Genomic DNA, 18,275 nt, shown 5'->3' on the forward strand with positions numbered 1-18,275 from the left:
TCGGCGACCACCGTGCGCGGCGCCGGGACCGCTGGGCAAGGAAATCCCGCTATTCGCACAATGGGGCAATGCGCGACTTCGGAACCGACCGCCGCACGCCTCCCGGGCTGCCGCAGACCGCCGACCGGGCGCTGCAGGTCCTGCTGGCCTTCGACCGCGCGCACCCGGAACGGGGTGTGACCGAGATCGCCACCGAGTTCGGGCTGCACACCTCGGTCGCGCAGCGGCTGCTGGCCACGCTGGCCCACCGCGGGTTCCTGGTGCGCAACGACGCCAACCGCCGCTACCGGATCGGACCGGCCGCGCTGCACCTGGGCCGGATGTGGGACCGGGCGGGGGCGCTGGACCTGCTGGTGCGGCCACTGCTGGCGGAGCTCGCCGCCGACACCGGGCACAGCGTGCTGCTGGCACTGCCCGACAGCGCGCACATGCGCTGCGTGGTGGTCGCCGAGGGCGCCGACGGGAGGTTGCGCGACTACCCGCTGACCAACGAGCTCTACCCCGCGCACGCCGGCGCCACGAGCAAGGCCTTCTACGCCTTCCTGCCCGCGGACGCGCGGGCCCGGATCTTCACCGACCGGCCGCTGGCCCGCTTCACCGACCGGACGGTGACCGACCTTGCCCTGCTGGAGCGGCAGTTCGCCGAGGTCAGGGAGGCGGGCTGGGCCTTCACCGTCGGCGAGTACGACGTCGGGGTGGCGACGCTGGCCGCACCGGTGTTCCTGCGCGATGAGCCCTACGGGAGCGTCAGCGTGGGCTGGCAGACCGACCAGCACGAGCACGATCCGGCCGACTGGGCGGAGCGGCTGCGGGAGCTCAGCACCCGGATCGGGTGGCGCCTGACCCGGCCGATGCGGGCGCGACGCGCCGTCGCGGAGTCTGGTGCGGCCTCGCCGAGCTCCGCCCGGTAGGGTTTTCGCGTCGCTGCGCTGGTGGTCAGACGGGGAGGCTGATGGCGATGAACCGCAAGCCGGTGATCGCGGTCGTGGTGCTGGTGGTCGTCGTCTGCGGGTTCCTGCTGGTCCGCGATCCGGTCGGTGCCGCCACCGCCGTGCAAGCCGCGTGGGATCTGGTGATCACCGCGGTCAGCACCGTGTTCACCTCGCTGACGACCTTCTTCCAGCACCTTTTCCACAGCAGCTGACGAAATCGGAAAATTCTTCACCGATGCCGCTGCGCGCCACTCCTCAACGGCGCATTCCGAACTGATCTCCGCGCGCGCGAAAAGGCGCACCCGCATAAACGATCAGCGGCGCTTATTACCCCATTCGCACTCCCGGAAAACGGTCCGCGCGAAAATCCAGGGACCAAGTACCCGTTTCTTCCGACGGTGCGCTCCAGTACGCCGCGAGCAGGCGAAAAAATCCGTCGACGCATTGCCGGGGTCAGCTTGTCCTGCACCACTCGACGTCTTAGTGTGGGAGGCGGTCACGTCGAGGAAAGCGAAATGCCCGGCGTCCTAGGACGACGGGAACTGGGGAAGACCGGTTCGCCCCGCGAAGTGACCCGACGCGAGGGGCGAATTCCGCAAACGGGCCGCGAGCCCGAAGCTCCCACCGAGCGGCAGTTCGATCCAGGGCCCAGATCGATTCCGCCCGGAATGCGGCTCACGGTGCCAGCTGAATTCACCTCGCATCGCGTGCAAGCGCACGCCGGATTGCACGACGGTCCGGCAAAGCGACGTGCATCGACTGGGAAAAGAGTGATCGGAATGCAGATCAAGGACACGTTCAGGTTCGACGGCTTCCGCGGCAACCGCCACGGCTGGGGCTGGGGCTCCGGCTGGGGCTGGGGCTCCGGCTGGGGCTGGGGCGGCGGCCACTGGGGCGGCTGGGGCTGGGGCGGCTCCGGCTGGGGCTGGGGCTGGGGCGGCTGGGACTGCTGACCGGGCCCTGACCGACGTTCCATCCATCCGATTCGCGTGGCTCCCGCTCCCCCGGAGCGGGAGCCACGCCTCTGCCTGGGGGTGAGGCGGTTGCCGGGGTTGGTGAACTGGCTGTTCCGGCCTGCGGAGCGCGACACCGAGGGGCTCGTCGAGCACGCGCCGGTGCTGCGCGTGCGGGCGGTCATCAAGCGGTTCTGGCCGGATGCCAGGCCGTTCCGCGGCTGGCTGCTGCTCAGCCTGCTGCTCGTGCTGATCTCGCCGCTGCTGGACACCGCGGCGATCTGGCTGTTCAAAGTGCTCATCGACGATGTGCTGACACCGCAGAACTTCGCCGTGTTCCCGATGGTGGCGGGCGCCTACGCGGTGCTCACGCTGCTGTCCGGGGTGCTCGACTTCTGCGGGCAGTACCTCGCGGTGTGGATCGGCGAGAACTTCCTGCACCGGATGCGCACCAGGGTCTTCGCGCACCTGCACACGCTGTCGGTCGGGTTCTTCGACCGCAGGCGCATCGGCGACACCCTGTCCCGGCTCACCGACGACGTCGGCGCCATCGAGTCGCTGGTGCTCTCCGGCGTCGCCCAGACCTTCTCCTCGGTGGTCAAGATCCTCCTGTTCGGCGGTGTGCTGTTCTACCTCGACTGGCGGCTGGCACTCGTGGCGCTGGTGTCGGTCCCGCTGTTCTGGCTGGTGGCCAAGTTCTTCGCCCGCCGCATCAAGGACGCCGCCCGGGAGGAGCGCGGGCGCAGCGGCTCGATCAGCACCGTGGCCGAGGAGAGCCTCGGCAACGCGTCGCTGATCCAGGCCTACGGCCGCGAGGAGGCCGAAGTCGGCCGCTTCGCCCGGCAGAGCCGCGGCAACGTCGTCGCCGAGCTCTCCGCCGCCCGCATCGGGGCGCTGTTCGGGCCGTTGACCGACCTGATGCAGGTCTTCGGCGTGCTGGCCATCGTCGGGGTCGGGATCCTGGAGCTGTCGGCCGGGCGGATCAGCCTCGGCGGGCTGCTGGCGTTCCTGATCTACCTCTCGCAGCTCTACACGCCGGTGCAGAGCCTCGGCCAGCTCGTCAACCGGGTGTTCTCCGCATCCGCCAGCGCCGAGCGCATCATCGAGCTGCTCGACCAGAAGCCGCTGGTGCAGAGCCCGCCGGACCCGGTGCCGCTGCGGCGGGTCACCGGCCGCATCGACGTCGACCGCGTCGACTTCCGCTATCCCGGCACCAGCACCGACGTGCTGCACAGCGTGAGCTTCTGCGCGCCACCCGGCCAGACCACCGCGGTGGTCGGCGCCAGCGGTGCGGGCAAGTCGACGCTGACCAAGCTGCTGCTGCGCTTCTACGACCCGGAGCGGGGCCGCATCCTGCTCGACGGCGTCGACCTGCGGCAGCTGGACATCGCCGAACTGCGCGCCAACATCGCGATCGTGCTGCAGGAAACGCTGCTGCTGGACGGCACCATCGCGGACAACATCCTGGCCGGCCGCCCGGACGCCGATGAGCGCCAGCTGGTCGAGGCCGCCGAGGCCGCCGACGCCCACGAGTTCATCCAAACCCTGCCGGAGGGCTACGAAACGCGGGTCGGGCAGCGCGGCCGGCTGCTCTCCGGCGGGCAGCGGCAGCGCATCGCCATCGCCCGCGCGATGATCCGCGACGCGCCGATCCTGCTGCTCGACGAGCCGACGACCAGCCTGGACGCCGACGCGACGCAGCGGATCCTCGCGCCGCTGCGCCGGTTGATGGCCGGGCGCACGACCATCGTGATCTCGCACAACCTGCTGACCGTCCGCGACGCGCAGCAGATCGTCTACCTGGACCGCGGCCGGATCACCGAGGCGGGCACGCACGAGGAGCTGCTCGCCAACAACAACGGCTACGCCCACCTCTACCGGCTGCACCACCCGGAGCGGGGGCACGCGGTGCCCGAGCAGCAGGTGGTACCGCCCCGGCCGGTCGACGGGCAGCTGCCGAACTGAACCCGGCAGGCAACTGCCCCTCCACCCGTTTCCGGGCGGAGGGGCAGTTCGTCGGCCGGTCAGCGCCAGGGCTCGCCGCGGCGGCGGGCCCGCAGCCACCGCTGGCCGGTGCCGAGCAGCCGCACCGACTTGCGCGCCAACAGGTTCTGCTGCACCAGGTAGCGCTGGTACTGCCAGGGGCGCTGGATGCCGTGCCTGCCCGCCATCGCGTAGCAGAACTCCACGGCACCTCGGTCGGTGTAGCGGTCGGCCCGCTCGAACCACGCCATGCTGCTGCGCGCCGCGATCTGCGCGTCCCGCAGCGCCGTGTGACCCGCCTCGTCGAACTCCTTGACCGCCAAGGCGGTTTCGGGCTGGTCGTAGAGGTTCTGCGCGAGCACGATCGCGTCGATGATGGCCAGCTTGGTGCCGGATCCCAGCGTGAAGTGCGTGGTGTGCGCGGCATCCCCGATCAGCACCGCGTTGTCGTAGCGCCAGGTCTCGTTGAAGACCTGGGTGAAGCGCTGCCACGACGCCGGTTTCCCGCGCGACTGGCTGATCAGCGGGCGGCCGCGCAGCGGCGCGGCGAAGATCTGCTCGAGCAGCTGCCGGGTCTCGGCGTCGCCGAGCCGGTCCAGGCCCAGTCCCCGCCAGGTCTGCTCCGTGCACTCCACGATGAACGTGCTGATGCCCGCGGCGGAGGGATAGGCGTGGAACCAGATCCAGCCCGCCGGGGTCTGCTCGAAGTCGAAGGTGAACTTGTCGAACACCCGCTCCGTGCCCAGCCAGATGTAGGGGTTGTTCCCGTGGTCGATCCGGGTGCCGAACTGCTCCTGGTAGCGCTGCCGGGTGCGGCTGTTGGCCCCGTCGGCGACCACCACCAGGTCCGCGTCGGCGAACTCTGCCAGGTCGTCCACCGCTGTCTCGTACTGGAACCGCACGCCCAGCTCGGCCGCCCGCTCGGCCAGGATCGCCAGCAGCGGCGCCCGGTTGACGCTGTAGCCGTAGCCGCCGAGGTAGGCCTTGTCGGTGTTGTGCAGCGCGACGACCTGCTCCTGCCAGAGCGTGGACTCGGCGCGGATGCGGCGCGCGCTCTCCCGGTCGTTGCGGTAGAGCGTGTCCAGCAGGTCCTCCCAGTAGACGACCCCCCAGCCGTAGGTGGCACCGGGCGGGTCCCGTTCGATCACGGTGATGTCGTGGCCGGCGTCGCGCAGCTTCGCCGAGATGGCGAAGTACAAGCCCCCGGGACCGGCCCCGATGCACACGATTTTCACAGCAGCACCTCCTGGACGACAGGCGGCCAGCTGCGCAGGCGGTCCGGGCGGAGCGCCAATGTCCGCGTGAGAAGTCGATACGTCCTCGTTGTACCCCGCAGCCCGCATGGTCGCACCTGCGCCGGGTCGAGGGGTTGGGCTCAGTTGCGCGCAGCGGTGCCGGCCGGGCGTCGCGGTCGCCGCCCGAAGCGGAAATCCCGTCTTGCGGCGGTCGCCGACCAGGACCCGGACACCCGTTCGGCTGCTCGCGGCTTGCCGAAGCAGTACGCTCGTAGCCGCGCATCGTCGTTTCGCCCAGCCACGCGCGGGGGTTCGGCAGCAGGCAGTCCCCGTGCAGCTCGGGGCGCGGCAGCCGGGAGTCGACATGAGCAGGCTGACCCAGCCCACCAAATCCGAGAGCAGGTTCACCACCTCGCTGCGCCGCCAGGCCGACGAGATGGACCTGCGGTTCCGCATGGCCGCCGGGATGCGGCGGCAGCTCAACAAGGTCTTCCCGTCGAACTGGTCGTTCCTGCTCGGCGAGATCGCGCTGTACAGCTTCGTGGTGCTGCTGATCACCGGCACCTACCTGGCCTGGTTCTTCGACCCGTCGATGACCGAGGTGGTCTACGACGGGAAGTTCACCAACCTGCAGGGCATCCCGATGTCCCGGGCGTTCGAGAGCACCCTGGACATCTCCTTCGACGTCCGCGGCGGGTTGTTCGCCCGGCAGCTGCACCACTGGTCGGCGCTGATCTTCATGGCCGCGATCGTGGTGCACATGCTGCGGATCTTCTTCACCGGCGCGTTCCGCCGCCCGCGCGAGGTGAACTGGACGATCGGCATCCTGCTGTTCATCACCGGCATGTTCGAGGGCTTCATCGGCTACTCGCTGCCCGACGACCTGCTCTCCGGAACCGGGCTGCGGATCGCCTCCGGGATCCTGCTGTCGATCCCGGTGATCGGCACCTGGCTGCAGTGGATCCTCTTCGGCTCGGAGTTCCCGGGCTCGGAGATCATCCCGCGCTTCTACATGATCCACATCTTCCTGCTGCCCGGCATCATCGCCGCCCTGGTGGCGGTGCACCTGGCGATCGTCTGGTACCAGAAGCACACCCAGTACCCCGGCGCGGGCCGCAAGGAGTCCAATGTGGAGGGCGTGCGGATCATGCCGGTGTTCGCGGTCAAGAGCAGCGGGCTGTTCTTCATCGTCACCGGCGTGCTGGCGATGATGAGCGGCGTCTTCCAGATCAACGCGGTCTGGAACTTCGGCCCGTACAACGCCTCGATGATCTCCGCGGCCTCGCAGCCCGACTGGTACATGATCTGGACCGACGGGATGGGGCGGATCTGGCCGCCGTGGGAGCTCTACCTCGGCCCCTACACCGTGCCGGCGGTGTTCTTCCCGCTGGTCCTCGGCCTCGGCCTGGTGTTCACCGTCGCGATGATCTACCCGCTGCTGGAGCGCAAGCTCACCGGCGACGACGCCCACCACAACCTGCTGCAGCGCCCGCGCGACGTGCCCGTGCGCACCTCGCTGGGCGCGATGGCGCTGGCGTTCTTCCTGGTGGTGCTGGCCTCCGGCGTCAACGACATCATCGCCTTCATGTTCGGCCTGTCGTTGAACATGACGACCTGGGCCGGCCGGATCGGGGTGCTGCTGGCGCCGCCGATCGCCTACTACGTGACCTACCGGATCTGCCTCGGGCTGCAGCGCACGGACCGCGAGGTGCTGGAGCACGGCGTGGAGACCGGCATCGTCAAGCGGCTGCCGCACGGCGAGTTCATCGAGGTGCACCAGGCGCTGGGGCCGGTGGACGAGCACGGCCACCCGGAGCCGCTGCCCTACCAGGGCACCCCGGTGCCCAAGAAGATGAACCAGCTCGGCGCGGCCGGGCACTCGGTGCCGGGCAGCCTGCTGGTCCCGGACCCGCGGGAGGAGACCGAGGTGCTGCAGCAGGCGCGGCGCGAGCAGGCCGAGCAGGAGCAGGCGGCGCGCGCAGGCCAGGAGCCGGAGGTGCGCTCCGGGCGGCCGCGGGCACCCGAGCAGTGACCCCGCCGCGCGGTGAATATGCTTTCCGGCGGTCAGCGATCCGTCGGAGGCATGCGTGGTTCGGCAACCGATCCCGGTCATCATCGTCGCCGGGTTCCTCGGCTCCGGGAAGACGAGTCTGCTCAACCACCTGCTGCGCAACCCGCAGGGCGCGCGGATCGGCGTGGTGGTCAACGACTTCGGGCAGATCAACATCGATGCGCTGAGCGTGGCCGGGCAGGTCGACTCGTCGGTCTCGCTGAGCAACGGCTGCCTGTGCTGCGCGGTGGACCCCAGCGGCCTGGACGACCTGCTGGCCAAGCTGGCGCGCCCGAGCAGCGACATCGACCTGATCGTGATCGAGTCCAGCGGACTGGCCGATCCGCGCACCATGGTCCGGCTGCTGCTGGGCAGCACCAACCCCCGGCTCGGCTACGGCGGCCTGGTCGAGGTGGTCGACGCCGCCGAGTTCGACCGCACCCGGCAGCGCCACCCCGAGCTCGACCAGCACCTGCGCTTCGCCGACCTGGTGCTGCTGAACAAGACCGACCGCGTCTCCGAGGGCGACCGCGACCGGCTGCTGGAGCTGGTGCGCGAGCTCGCCGACGGCAGACCGGTGCTGCCCACCGCGCACGGCCGCATCGACCCGGCACTGCTGTTCGACCGGGAGTCGGTGCGGCAGCGCCGGGAGACCGCCCGGCAGCTGACCTTCGACGACCTGGTCACCGATGACCACGACGACTGCCACGAGCACCTGCACGCGGCGTACCAGAGCGTCGAGTTCACCGCCGACGAGCCGGTCCACCCGCGCGCGCTGATGCGCTTCCTGGACACCCGCCCGGCCGGGGTTTACCGGATGAAGGGACAGGTCCACTTCGGGGTGCCCGGCCACGAGCAGAAGTTCACCCTGCACACCGTCGGCGACTTCCTGCGCTTCCAGCGCACCCGCTGGGCCCGCGCCGAACCGCGCCGCACCCAGCTCGTGGTGATCGGCTCGGGCCTAGACGGCGACCGGATCCGCGCGGACCTGCACGCCTGCCTGGGCCGTCCGGAAGAGGACGACGAGCACAGCATGCTGGACGTGCTGAAGTTCATCAGGGGCTGAGCACCGGGGGTGGCACCGCCGGTGCGGCGTGGCGGACAATCGGGGCATGACCGAGCGCAAGCCCCCGGGCACCACGTTCGAATCGTGGGTGGACCGGCAGATCCGGACCGCTCAGGAGCGCGGCGACTTCGACGACCTGCCCGGTGCGGGCAAGCCGCTGCCCGGCGCCGGGCAGCCCGTCGAGGAGCAGTGGTGGGTCAAGGACTACCTCCGCCGCGAGGGCCTGTCCGGCGAGGCTCTGCTGCCGACGCCGCTGCGGCTGCGCAAGGAGGTCGAGCGGCTCGCCGAGACGGTGCACGAGCTGCCCAGCGAGCAGGCCGTGCGCGAGGTGGCCGGCGACCTCAATCGCCGGATCGTCGAGCACATGCGCGCACCGACCGGCCCGCAGGTGGCCATCGCGCTGGCCGACGTCGACGAGCTGGTGGCCGGCTGGCGGACCGCCCGGTCGCGGGTTTCCGCCCGACCCGAGCCCGAACCCGCGCCGCAGGCGCCGAAACCCCGCTGGTGGCGCCGGTTCCGGAGGTGACCCGTCCCACCTGGTGAGCGGCTTTGACGGCCGCGCACCGCGATGCTTTGATCCGATCATGGCACTGGGACCGCTGCTGGTGCAGCGCGCGCACATCGACCTGCTGTGGGTCGCATCGGCGGCCTGTCCGCGCGCTTGAGCACTCCCGCGCACCACCCGCTCCCCCGGATCCGCATCGCGATGTGAGACGGAGATTCGTGCCATGACATCGGAAGCCGCTCGGCCGCTCGCGGCGAACTCGTTCGAGACCCGCCCGCTGCAGGACGGCGCGGTGGTCGAGGTGACCGCCCGGTTCATCGTCACCCGCCAGGACCTCGCCGCGCTGGAACGGGTCTTCACCGCGCAGCCCGACCGCGGCGTGCCGCATCAGTCCGCAGTGGAGGTTCCGCGGCTGCGGTCGCTGCCCGCCCCGGAGGAACCGAAGCTGCAGATCCTGGTGGCTCCCCGGCGCATCCTGCGCGCCGACGGCAGCGCCGTGCAGCTGACCCGACTGGAGTTCGACCTGCTGCTGTACCTGTGCGAGAACCCCGGCCGGGTGCACCGGCGCAGCGCGCTGCTCAACGCGGTGTGGCAGTTCAACAGCATGCCCAGCACCCGGACCGTGGACGTGCACATCCGCCGGATCCGCAGCAAGCTCGGCACCGGCCTGGACCTGATCACCACCGTGCGCGGCGTCGGCTACCGGATGGACCGCACCACCGACGTGCAGGTCGTGCGGGACTGACCGGGCATGACTCCGCGCGCTGCGGGTAGCCGAGGGGCATGCCGAAACGCAGTCGCGAGGAGTACGAGCGAGGCCTGCCCGGCTACCACGATCCGATGGCCGGGGTCGGTGGGGCGCCCTACGCGCGCAGCGCGCTGACCCTGCGGTTGTGGCTGGCCGGGTTCGGCCTGGTGTTCTGCGCGGGCGCGGCGGTGGCGCTGTTCCTGCTGGTCCCGGGGCTGGCCTGGTTCGCATGGGTGCTCGTGGTGCTGGCGGTGATCGCCGCCGTCGACTTCGCCTGGGTCGCGCACCGCAAGCAACGCGGCGAACCGGGCTGAGCGCGCCCGAGGTGCTGCGCGCCGGGGACGGCGGCACCGGGCCGCGGGTGTCGCCTCCAGCGGCGCTGGGTACTGCGGGGGCGTGGAGCTCGTCGAGGAGACGCCCTTCCGGTTCCGGATCGAGCCGCACGGTGCGATGCGGGTGCCCGGGGTGGTGTTCGCGTCGCGTCGGCTGCTGCCGCCGAAGGACGACGGCTCGCTGACCCAGGTGGCGAACGTCGCCGCGCTGCCGGGCATCGTCCGCGCCTCCTACGCGATGCCCGACATGCACTGGGGTTACGGCTTCCCCATCGGCGGGGTCGCCGCCACCGATGTCCGGGCCGGAGGAGTCGTTTCGCCGGGAGGGGTCGGGTTCGACATCTCGTGCGGTGTGCGGTTGCTGGCCGCCGATCTCGATCGCTCGGAGTTCGGCCGCGTGGCCGAGAAGGTGCTCGACGGCCTCAGCCGGGCGACCCCGCGCGGAGCCGGTCGGGGCGCCGTGTGGCAACTGTCCCGCGACGGGCTCGAACGTCTGCTCGCGGAGGGATCCCGCTACGCGGTCGAGCGGGGTTGGGGTGTGCAGCGCGATCTGGAGCGCTGCGAGGACGGCGGGGCGGTCGACGACGCCGCGCCCGGCCGGGTCAGCGCCCGCGCGCTGGACCGCGGGCTCGGCCAGGTCGGCAGCCTCGGCTCGGGCAATCACTTCCTGGAGGTCCAGGCCGTCGACGAGGTCTACGACGAGGGCTTGGCCGGGGCCTTCGGGCTGCGCCCCGGGCAGGTGTGCGTGATGATCCACTGCGGGTCGCGGGGGCTGGGCCACCAGATCTGCACCGACCACGTGCGGCGGATGGACGAGAGCATGGCCGATCGCGGCCTGTCGGTGCCCGACCGGCAGCTGGCGTGCGCTCCCGTCGACTCCGCGGAGGGCCGCGCCTACCTGGGTGCGATGGCCGCTGCGGCGAACTACGCCCGCGCGAACCGGCACGTCCTCGGCGTCGCGGCCGGTGAGGTCCTGCGGGAGGTGACCGGCCGCGGGCTGGACCTGGTCTACGACATCTCGCACAACCTCGCCAAGATCGAGTCGCACGAGGTGGAGGGGCACCGCCGCACGCTCTGCGTGCACCGCAAGGGCGCCACCCGCGCGCTGCCGCCCGGCCATCCCGAGCTGCCGCCGGATCTGCGGGAAGCCGGGCAACCGGTGCTCATCCCGGGTTCGATGGGCACCGCGTCGCACGTGCTGGCCGGGATCGCCGGCGGAGACGCGTTCCACTCGACCTGCCACGGAGCCGGGCGCACCCAGAGCCGCCACCAGGCCGTTCGCACCACCGACGCGCGGCGGCTGCGGCGGGAGCTGGAGCACAGCGGCATCGTGGTGCGCGGGAGCTCCGCACGCGGCCTGGCCGAGGAAGCGCCGACGGCGTACAAGGACGTCGACGCGGTGGTGGCCGTCGCCGAGGGCGCCGGGCTGTGCCGCAGGGTGGCCAGGCTCGTGCCGTTGGGCGTGGTGAAGGGGTGAGCGGTGGTTTCCGCTTTCTGCCGCACACGGCCGACATCCGGTTCGAGGCGTGGGGCACCACTCGCGAGGAATGTTTCGCCCAGGCCGCCTGCGCGCTGATCGACGCCTTCGCCGAGGTCCCCGCGGCGGCCTCCGCCCGGACCACGTCCGCGGAGCTCGACGGCGGCGACGAGCAGCTGCTGCTCGCCGTGCTGGACGAGATCATCTACCGGCTCGACGCCGCGGGCACCGTGCCCCGCTCCGTCGACGTGCTGCCCACGCCCACCGGCCTGGCGCTCGAACTGTCCGAAGTGGACGCCGATCGCGTGCGCTTCACCGGAGCCGCACCGAAGGCGATCTCCTTGCACGGGTTCTCGCTCACCCACGACGAAGACGGCTGGCGCTGCACCGTCACGGTGGACGTGTGATCCCTACGCCTCGGTGACGAAGCGGAGGTAGCGGGCGGCGGAGCGCTGGACGATGCGGTCCGCGCCCGCCGGGATCACCGCATCCCACCAAGCGCCGTAGAGCGCTTCGAAGCGGTAGGGCTCCAGCAGCTGCGCGGCCCGGCGCACCACGCTGGGCCGCTCCGGGATGAGGTTCGGGTAGCTGTACATGAAGGCCACGTGCGTGCGATCCGGGATGACCTGCACGATGTCGCCGCTGAACAGCGAGCCCGCACCGCGGTCCCAGTGCAGCACGGTGCCGCCCGCGAAGTGCACGCCGAGGTTGATCAGCGTCAGGCCGGGCGCCAGCTGCCGGGTGGTGCCCTCCCACAGCCGGATCGCCGGGTCCGGCCTGCCGATCCACTGCTCATCACCGGCGTGCAGGTGCACCGGGGCGTCGAAGGCGTGCGCCCACTCGACCACCGTGGTGTAGTAGTGCGGGTGGCTGATCGCGATCCCGGCCAGCCCGCCGAGCTCGTTGACCGCCTTGACGATCTCATCGTCCAAGTAGGACACGCAGTCCCACAGGAAGTTCCCGGCCCCGGTGCGCAGCAGCAGCGCGCGCTGGCCGATGGCGAACCTCGGTTCGCAGCCGATGCCCAGCACCTCGCCCTGCTCGCGGATCAGCGCGGTGTGCTCGCCGGAGCGGATCGCGTCCAGGTCGGTCCACTGCTGGCCACCGGCGGGAACGTACTGGCGCTCGTCCTCGCAGATCGGGCAGTCGGGACGCGGGTGGGAGTACTGCATCCCGCAGGTCGCGCAGATCGGCAGCGGAGTGGCTGGCATGGCGGTCGCTCCTCTCGTGCGCACGTCGTCGCAGGCCGCCAGCGTAACGCGGGCCTCCCGCTCGGGGCGGAGCTCGCGGTGCACGCCGCAGCGCGCACCGCGAGCTCCGACCGCTCAGAGCCGCAGCCGAGGCCAGTCGGCGGTGTCCCGCAGCAGCTGGCGGTCGTGGGTGGCGACCACTACCGCCGCCGGTGTTGCCGACAGCGCCTCGGTCAGCTCGTCGACCAACCTGGTGGACAGGTGGTTGGTCGGCTCGTCGAGCAGCAGCACGTGCGGTCGCGCGGCCAGCGCGATCGCGAGCTGCAAGCGGCGCTGCTGCCCGACCGACAGCTCCGCGACCGGCCGGCCGAGCGCGGCGGAGGGCAGCAGCCCGAGTTCCGAGAGCGGAACCCGGTCGGGCCCCGGCAGAGCCGCCGCGTACTCCTCGTGCGCGGTCCGCCGCGACGGAGCCGGGGATTCCTGGGAAAGCCAGGCGATCCGCGCGGCGCGCTTGCGCTGCACGGCACCGGAAGTCGGCTCGATCGCACCGGCGAGCACGGCCATCAGGCTGGACTTGCCGGCCCCGTTCGGGCCGGTGATCACCAGCCGGTCGCCGGACTGCAGCAGCAGCGAACGCGGCTGCGCCCACCTGCCGCGCAGCGTCACCGCGTCGGCCTGCAGCAGCCGGACGCCGGGCAGGTTCCCCAGCTCCGGCACCCGGAACCGCAGCGGCGGTGCGGGCACGTCCACGCGGTGCGCGGCCAGATCCTCCTGGCGCCGGTGGACGGCGCGGACGAGACCCGGCGCGCGCGTGGCGCGGGTGTGCTTGCCGGTGCCCTTCTCCGGCCGCCAGCCGGTGGACAGCCTGTTCTGCGCCGCCGACAGGTCGTCGGCGAGGCGCTGGTGCTCGCGCTGCTGCGCGCGGTACTCGTGCTCCCAGCGCTCGCGTTCGGCCTGGTGGCCCTCCTGGTAGCCGAGGTAGCCGCCGCCGTAGACGCGCGGTCGCCCGTCGCGGCCGGGTTCCAGGTCGAGCACCGCGGTGACCACGTCGGCGAGCAGCGCCCGGTCGTGGCTGACCAGCACCACTGCGCCGGAGTGCTCGCGCAGCCGCGCGGTGAGGTGTTCGAGGCCGCCGGCGTCCAGGTGGTTGGTGGGCTCGTCGAGCAGCAGCAGGTCGTGCCCGGCGCCGAGCAGGCACGCCAGCCGGACCCGGTAGCGCTGCCCCACCGACAGCGTCGCCAGCGGCCGGTCCCGGTCCGCGACCGCGCCGAGCGCGGCCAGCGAGATCTCGACCTGCCGGTCGGCGTCCCAGGCGTTGAGCGCTTCCGCCGCCGCGAGCGCTTCGGCGTACCGCTCGTCGGCGTCCGGCTGCCCCGCGACCAGCGCACCGGTCGCCTCGTCGAGGTTCCGCAGGACGCGTCGGACCTCGGTGAGCTCGATGTCGATCAGGTCGCCGACGGTGCGCGCCGGATCGACCGGGATCTCCTGGTCGGCCACGCCGAGGGTGCCCGCGCGGTGCACGGTGCCGCGGTCGGCGGCCAGCCTCCCGGCGAGCACCTGGATCAGGGTGGTCTTGCCCGTTCCGTTCTCGCCCACCACGCCGAGCCGGTCACCGGCGGAGACCGCCAGGTCGACCCCGGTCAGCACCGGGCGCCCGCCGCGGGCGAGGTGCAGTCCGGTGGCGGTGAGGTGCGCTCGGGCGCGCGCAGGTAGTTCAGTGCGAATGGACACGTTTCCTCCGAGGACGGATTCCCCGCGGCACGGCAGAGCGCAGCCCTGGGCAGGCGGTGGAATCCGGAAAAGAAGTGCGTTCAACGACCGACGGACTCAGATGCGGACCGGCTCATGGCCGTCCGGCACCGAGGTCGGCGCCCTCAGAGGAAGTAGTGGTACTGCACGTCAACGACGCTACCAGACCGCTGTTCGGCACCGCACGTGATTTACACCCCGATGCCCCTCGCCGGTGCGATCTGCCGGCCGGCTCACGGTGCGCCGAGGGCATCCAGGCTCTCCGGCAGCACCTGCCCGCCGTCGACCACGATCGTCTGCCCGGTGATGTACCCGGCTTCGCGGCTGGCCAGGAACAGCGCCGCGTAACCGATGTCGGCGACCGAGCCGAGCCGGCCCAGCGGCACCGACGCACTCATCCGGCGCAGGTAGTCCTCCCCCAGGTCGTCCAGCCCTTCAGTGCGGATGTTGCCGGGCAGGACGGCGTTGATGGTGATGCCCTTGGCCGCGAGCTCGACGGCGGCGCTGCGGATGAAGCCCAGCTGGGCCGCTTTGCTCGCGCCGTAGTGGCTCCAGCCGGCGAAGCCGGTGACCGGCCCGGTGATCGACGAGGTGACCACGATCCGGCCCAGGTCGGATTCGGCCAGGGCGTCGAGGCACGCCTGCACCGCGTAGACCGTGCCGTTGAAGTTGGTCGCCATCACCCGCTGCAGGCTCTCCGGGGACATCTCCGGCAGCGGATCCGCCGGGAACACACCGGCGTTGGCGCACAGCACGTCGATCCCGCCGAAGCGGCGGACGGCCTCCTCCGCCGCGGCGCGGCAGTCGGCGGGTTCTGTCGTGTCGGCGGCCAGCCAGGCGACCTGAGCACCGTCCGGCGCCCGGCCCGTAAGCTCGTCGGCAGTGCGCGCCAGCGCGTCCTCGCCCCGGCCGGTGATCAGCACGTCGCAGCCCGCCTCGGCGAAGACCGCGGCGATGCCCTTGCCGATCCCCCGGCTCGCGCCGGTGACCAGAACCCGGCTCCCTGCAAGCGACTTCAGCACGGTGAGGTCCTCTCCTCCAGCTGTCACGCCGGTGCGGGCGGCTGCTCTCCGAGCACATCAGCACGGGAACCGCGAGCCGGTCCGAGGTACGAGCGACAAGATCATATCCCGGAGAGCGGACCGCGCAACGTCGACGGCGAACGCGGCCACGTGCCCGACGGCCGGTAGAACTCGTTGCGCGGCAACGACGTCGCGCTCGACAGCGCCGATCCGGCTGCCTGTCAAGCCGATTCCGCCGCGGCCCGCTCGGCGGTGCGCGTCCGGCGTTGCCGGAGCGAGGCGACGACCACCGAACCGAGGATCGACAGCACTGCGGAGACGATCGCCGCCCAGGCCATGCCGGTGGCGAAGTCCTCGGCCGGACCGCCACCGCTGGGCGCCATCGCCAGCACAGCGGCGATCAGCGCGATCCCCACCGACGAACCGAGGTAGCGGGCGGTGTTGTTGGCTCCCGATCCCATCGCCACCTGGTTCGGCGGCACGCTCTGCACCGCCAGCCCGGCCAGGGCGGCGTTGGCGATGCCGCTGCCCGCACCGGCCAGCACGAGCCCGGGCACCAGCTGCCACCACACCGACTGCACACCGATGCCGATCAGGGCCAGCTGGCCGATCCCGCACAGCGCCAGTCCGGCCGCGATCTGGTCGCGGGCCTCGATGCGGCCGATCAGCCTGCGCGCCTGCGGCGCCGCCACGAAGGACACGCCCGACCACGCTCCGAGCAGCACCGCGCTGGCCAACGGGCTGAGGCCGAGCACCTGCTGCGCCGCGATGGGGACGTATGTCATGAACCCGATCACCGCCGCGCCGGTCACCAGCGCGCCGACCGTCGCGGCCAGGAACGCCCGGCGCTTCAGCAGCCCCAGGTCGAGCATCGGTTCGGCGGCCTTGCGCTCGGCCCGCGCGAACGCCACCAGCAGCACCAGCGCCGCGGCCAGGAAGGCCAGGACGTGCGGGCGGGTCCAGCCGCCGCGCCCCTCGGTCAGCGCTGCGACCAGGAAGGAGAGCGCACCGCTGAACGTCACCACACCGGCCAGGTCGAGCTTGCGCGGCCGCTCGCCGCGGGACTCCGCCAGCGTCATCGCCGCCCACACCGCGACGAGCGAGGAGAGCGCGGCGATGATCCAGTAGGCCAGCGGCCAGCCCGCCACCTTGATCAGCAGCGCGGAGAACACCGGGCCGATGGTGATGCCACCACCCACCATCGCGCCCCACAGACCGGTGGCCCGCGCCCGCTCGGGCCCGGGCGGGAAGACGTGCCCCAGGAGCCCGAGCCCGGTGGCCAGCAGAGCGGCGCCGGCTCCGCCCTGGAGAACACGAGCCAGCACGAACACCAGCGCGGTCGGTGCCATCGCGCACATCGCGCTGACCACGCCGAGAAGTGCGCCGCCGAGCACGAAGATCCGCTTGCGGCCGAAGGCGTCGGCGAGACTGCCCGTGACGAGCAGGAAGGCAGCCAGACCGACGCTGATGCTGCTCAGCATCCAGGTCTGCTCCGAAGCACCGGCAGCCAGCTCCGCGCCGATGATCTGCACGGTGGAGACCGGAGCGGTGAAGTTGACGAGCACGAGCAGCGTCGCCGCGCACGAAATCGCAAGCGCCGCACGGGCGCTCGGGCAACGATCGACAGCGGGTCCGGTCACCACTGCTTCTCCCATGACTCGGCGGATGAGACGGTGCGCGCTCACCCTAGCAGCGAAGGTTCAATGAATGAACTGATGAGTTCGATCACTGAACCGAATGGTAGGGTGAGCTCGTGGGATTGGGACGCGACTACACCGGCCAGGACTGCTCGCTGGCTCGCGCGCTGGAAGTCGTCGGCGAGCGCTGGACGCTCCTGGTGCTCCGGGACTGCTTCTACGGCGTGCGGCACTTCCGCGACTTCCAGGCGCACCTGGACATCCCGCGCGCCGTGCTGACCGCCCGGCTGAAGACGCTGGTCTCCGAAGGCCTGCTCGAACGGCATCCGCACGGCACCGAGGTCCACTACTTGCTCACCGAGCGGGGCATCGAGCTGTGGCCGGCCGTCTACACGCTGGCGCAGTGGGGCGAGCGCTGGCTCTCCCCCGGCGGCGCCCGGCGGATCTTCAGCCACGCCACCTGCGACACCGACCTCACCACCACCGGATCGTGCCCGGCGTGCGGCACCACGCCCGCCCCCGCCGACATCGCCATCCGGCAGGGCCCCGGAGCGGACCCGACGCTGCGCGAGGACCCGGTCAGCGAAGCGCTTCGCCGCGGCCCGCACCGGCTGCTGACCGCTCTGTCCCCGGAACCCGCCTACGGCGAACCGGACAGCTGACCGCGGATCACGCACTTTCGTCGGCCCCGCCCCTAGCATGGTCGGGACAAGCACAGTCCACTCACTCCGGCCGGGCGCCGGGGTCGACCCGGGAAGCGCTCATGTGCCGCAGCATCAAGACCCTCCGCCCGCCTTACGCCGACGAGGTCACCGAGGGTGACGTCCGCGCGGCGGCGTTGCAGTACGTCCGCAAGATCTCCGGGTTCCGGCAGCCCGCCGCGCACAACGCAGCGGCGTTCGAGCAGGCCGTCGACGAGATCGAGCAGGCCACCGCGAAGCTGCTGGCCTCGCTGCAGGTCCGCGGGCAGACCCGAGCATGACGGACACCGCATTCACGCACCGGATCCGCGTCCGGTACAGCGAGTGCGACCAGCAGGGCGTGGTCTTCAACGGCCACTACCTGTTCTTCTACGACGTCGCGGTCGTCGAGCTGTTCCGGGCCCGGATCGGGTCGTGGCAGCAGGTGCTGGAGCGCGGCGTCGACCTCGTCGTCGCCGAGACCCGGTTGCGCTACCGGGCACCGGCGCGGTTCGACGACGAGATCGACATCTCGCTGCCGGTCACGCACCTGGGCACCACCAGCCTGGTCATCTCCCCGCAGTTCCACCGCGACGGCCGGCTGCTGGCCGACGGCGAAGTGCGCCACGTGTTCGTCGACCCCGCCACCGGCCAGAAGACTCCGATTCCCGAGGACCTCCGCAGCGCCCTTTCGACCTGATCCGGCCGAGCCCGCA

The 18,275-nt window shown here is 71.5% G+C and carries 19 protein-coding genes; 14 read left to right on the top strand and 5 right to left on the bottom strand.

Going from position 1 to position 18,275, the window contains the following annotated elements:
• Window positions 1-68: 68 nt before the first annotated feature.
• The 4 genes from C4T78_RS07670 (at window position 69) to C4T78_RS07680 (ending at window position 3,850) form a co-directional block, all read left to right on the top strand.
• Window positions 69-911 (top strand): IclR family transcriptional regulator, encoded by an 843-nt coding sequence (locus C4T78_RS07670; RefSeq protein ID WP_093356444.1) that lies wholly within the window; start codon window positions 69-71, stop codon window positions 909-911.
• A gap of 47 nt (window positions 912-958) precedes the next feature.
• Window positions 959-1,144 carry a hypothetical protein gene (locus tag C4T78_RS07675; protein WP_093356600.1) on the top strand — a complete coding sequence of 62 codons (186 nt, stop codon included), beginning with the start codon at window positions 959-961 and terminating at the stop codon, window positions 1,142-1,144.
• A gap of 567 nt (window positions 1,145-1,711) precedes the next feature.
• A complete protein-coding gene (locus C4T78_RS36320) occupies window positions 1,712-1,885 on the top strand; it encodes a hypothetical protein (protein ID WP_177247719.1) in 174 nt (57 codons plus the stop codon).
• Window positions 1,886-1,975: 90 nt separating this feature from the next.
• On the top strand, window positions 1,976-3,850 hold the full coding sequence (locus C4T78_RS07680; protein WP_093356441.1) for an ABC transporter ATP-binding protein: 1,875 nt from the start codon (window positions 1,976-1,978) through the stop codon (window positions 3,848-3,850).
• 59 nt (window positions 3,851-3,909) lie between these two features.
• Here the strand turns inward: C4T78_RS07680 and C4T78_RS07685 are convergent, their stop codons facing one another.
• A complete protein-coding gene (locus C4T78_RS07685; protein WP_093356440.1) occupies window positions 3,910-5,103 on the bottom strand; it encodes an FAD-dependent monooxygenase in 1,194 nt (397 codons plus the stop codon).
• A 364-nt stretch (window positions 5,104-5,467) separates the two neighbouring features.
• Here C4T78_RS07685 and qcrB point away from each other — a divergent pair, with 364 nt between their 5' ends.
• From qcrB to C4T78_RS07720, 7 genes are all read left to right on the top strand, one after another.
• Window positions 5,468-7,135 (top strand): cytochrome bc1 complex cytochrome b subunit, encoded by a 1,668-nt coding sequence (gene qcrB, locus C4T78_RS07690; RefSeq protein WP_093356439.1) that lies wholly within the window; start codon window positions 5,468-5,470, stop codon window positions 7,133-7,135.
• A gap of 55 nt (window positions 7,136-7,190) precedes the next feature.
• Window positions 7,191-8,219 (top strand): CobW family GTP-binding protein, encoded by a 1,029-nt coding sequence (locus tag C4T78_RS07695; RefSeq protein ID WP_093356437.1) that lies wholly within the window; start codon window positions 7,191-7,193, stop codon window positions 8,217-8,219.
• A gap of 46 nt (window positions 8,220-8,265) precedes the next feature.
• The gene (locus tag C4T78_RS07700) at window positions 8,266-8,745 is read left to right on the top strand and encodes a DnaJ family domain-containing protein (RefSeq protein ID WP_093356436.1); all 480 of its coding nucleotides are present in this window, start codon (window positions 8,266-8,268) and stop codon (window positions 8,743-8,745) included.
• Between the two features lie 202 nt (window positions 8,746-8,947).
• On the top strand, window positions 8,948-9,469 hold the full coding sequence (locus C4T78_RS07705) for a winged helix-turn-helix domain-containing protein (RefSeq protein WP_093356435.1): 522 nt from the start codon (window positions 8,948-8,950) through the stop codon (window positions 9,467-9,469).
• 38 nt (window positions 9,470-9,507) lie between these two features.
• Window positions 9,508-9,786, top strand: coding sequence for a DUF6343 family protein (locus C4T78_RS07710; protein ID WP_093356434.1), 279 nt, complete (start codon window positions 9,508-9,510; stop codon window positions 9,784-9,786).
• 82 nt (window positions 9,787-9,868) lie between these two features.
• Window positions 9,869-11,281: an RtcB family protein gene (locus tag C4T78_RS07715; RefSeq protein ID WP_093356432.1), complete on the top strand. Its 1,413-nt coding sequence runs from the start codon at window positions 9,869-9,871 to the stop codon at window positions 11,279-11,281.
• On the top strand, window positions 11,278-11,688 hold the full coding sequence (locus C4T78_RS07720) for an archease (RefSeq protein WP_177247718.1): 411 nt from the start codon (window positions 11,278-11,280) through the stop codon (window positions 11,686-11,688). Before C4T78_RS07715 ends, C4T78_RS07720 begins: the two co-directional genes overlap by 4 nt.
• Before the next feature lie 3 nt (window positions 11,689-11,691).
• On the opposite strand, the gene C4T78_RS07725 is transcribed toward C4T78_RS07720, so the two are convergent.
• The 4 genes from C4T78_RS07725 to C4T78_RS07740 all read right to left on the bottom strand — a co-directional run bounded on the left by C4T78_RS07725 (window position 11,692) and on the right by C4T78_RS07740 (window position 16,882).
• Window positions 11,692-12,492 (bottom strand): MBL fold metallo-hydrolase, encoded by an 801-nt coding sequence (locus C4T78_RS07725; RefSeq protein WP_093356429.1) that lies wholly within the window; start codon window positions 12,490-12,492, stop codon window positions 11,692-11,694.
• Between the two features lie 114 nt (window positions 12,493-12,606).
• Window positions 12,607-14,202, bottom strand: coding sequence for an ABC-F family ATP-binding cassette domain-containing protein (locus tag C4T78_RS07730; RefSeq protein WP_093356428.1), 1,596 nt, complete (start codon window positions 14,200-14,202; stop codon window positions 12,607-12,609).
• Between the two features lie 251 nt (window positions 14,203-14,453).
• Window positions 14,454-15,242: a 3-oxoacyl-ACP reductase FabG gene (fabG, locus tag C4T78_RS07735; RefSeq protein WP_093356427.1), complete on the bottom strand. Its 789-nt coding sequence runs from the start codon at window positions 15,240-15,242 to the stop codon at window positions 14,454-14,456.
• A gap of 221 nt (window positions 15,243-15,463) precedes the next feature.
• Window positions 15,464-16,882, bottom strand: coding sequence for an MFS transporter (locus tag C4T78_RS07740; RefSeq protein WP_235863732.1), 1,419 nt, complete (start codon window positions 16,880-16,882; stop codon window positions 15,464-15,466).
• Between the two features lie 113 nt (window positions 16,883-16,995).
• On the opposite strand from C4T78_RS07740, the gene C4T78_RS07745 reads away from it, so the two are divergent.
• From C4T78_RS07745 to C4T78_RS07755, 3 genes are all read left to right on the top strand, one after another.
• Window positions 16,996-17,541 (top strand): winged helix-turn-helix transcriptional regulator, encoded by a 546-nt coding sequence (locus tag C4T78_RS07745; protein ID WP_093356424.1) that lies wholly within the window; start codon window positions 16,996-16,998, stop codon window positions 17,539-17,541.
• Between the two features lie 101 nt (window positions 17,542-17,642).
• Window positions 17,643-17,861: a DUF2277 domain-containing protein gene (locus tag C4T78_RS07750; RefSeq protein WP_093145726.1), complete on the top strand. Its 219-nt coding sequence runs from the start codon at window positions 17,643-17,645 to the stop codon at window positions 17,859-17,861.
• The gene (locus C4T78_RS07755) at window positions 17,858-18,259 is read left to right on the top strand and encodes an acyl-CoA thioesterase (protein ID WP_093356423.1); all 402 of its coding nucleotides are present in this window, start codon (window positions 17,858-17,860) and stop codon (window positions 18,257-18,259) included. The genes C4T78_RS07750 and C4T78_RS07755 overlap by 4 nt, the downstream gene beginning before the upstream one ends.
• Window positions 18,260-18,275: the final 16 nt, after the last annotated feature.

The organism is Saccharopolyspora kobensis, assembly GCF_900108315.1.
Lineage (GTDB): Bacteria > Actinomycetota > Actinomycetes > Mycobacteriales > Pseudonocardiaceae > Saccharopolyspora > Saccharopolyspora kobensis.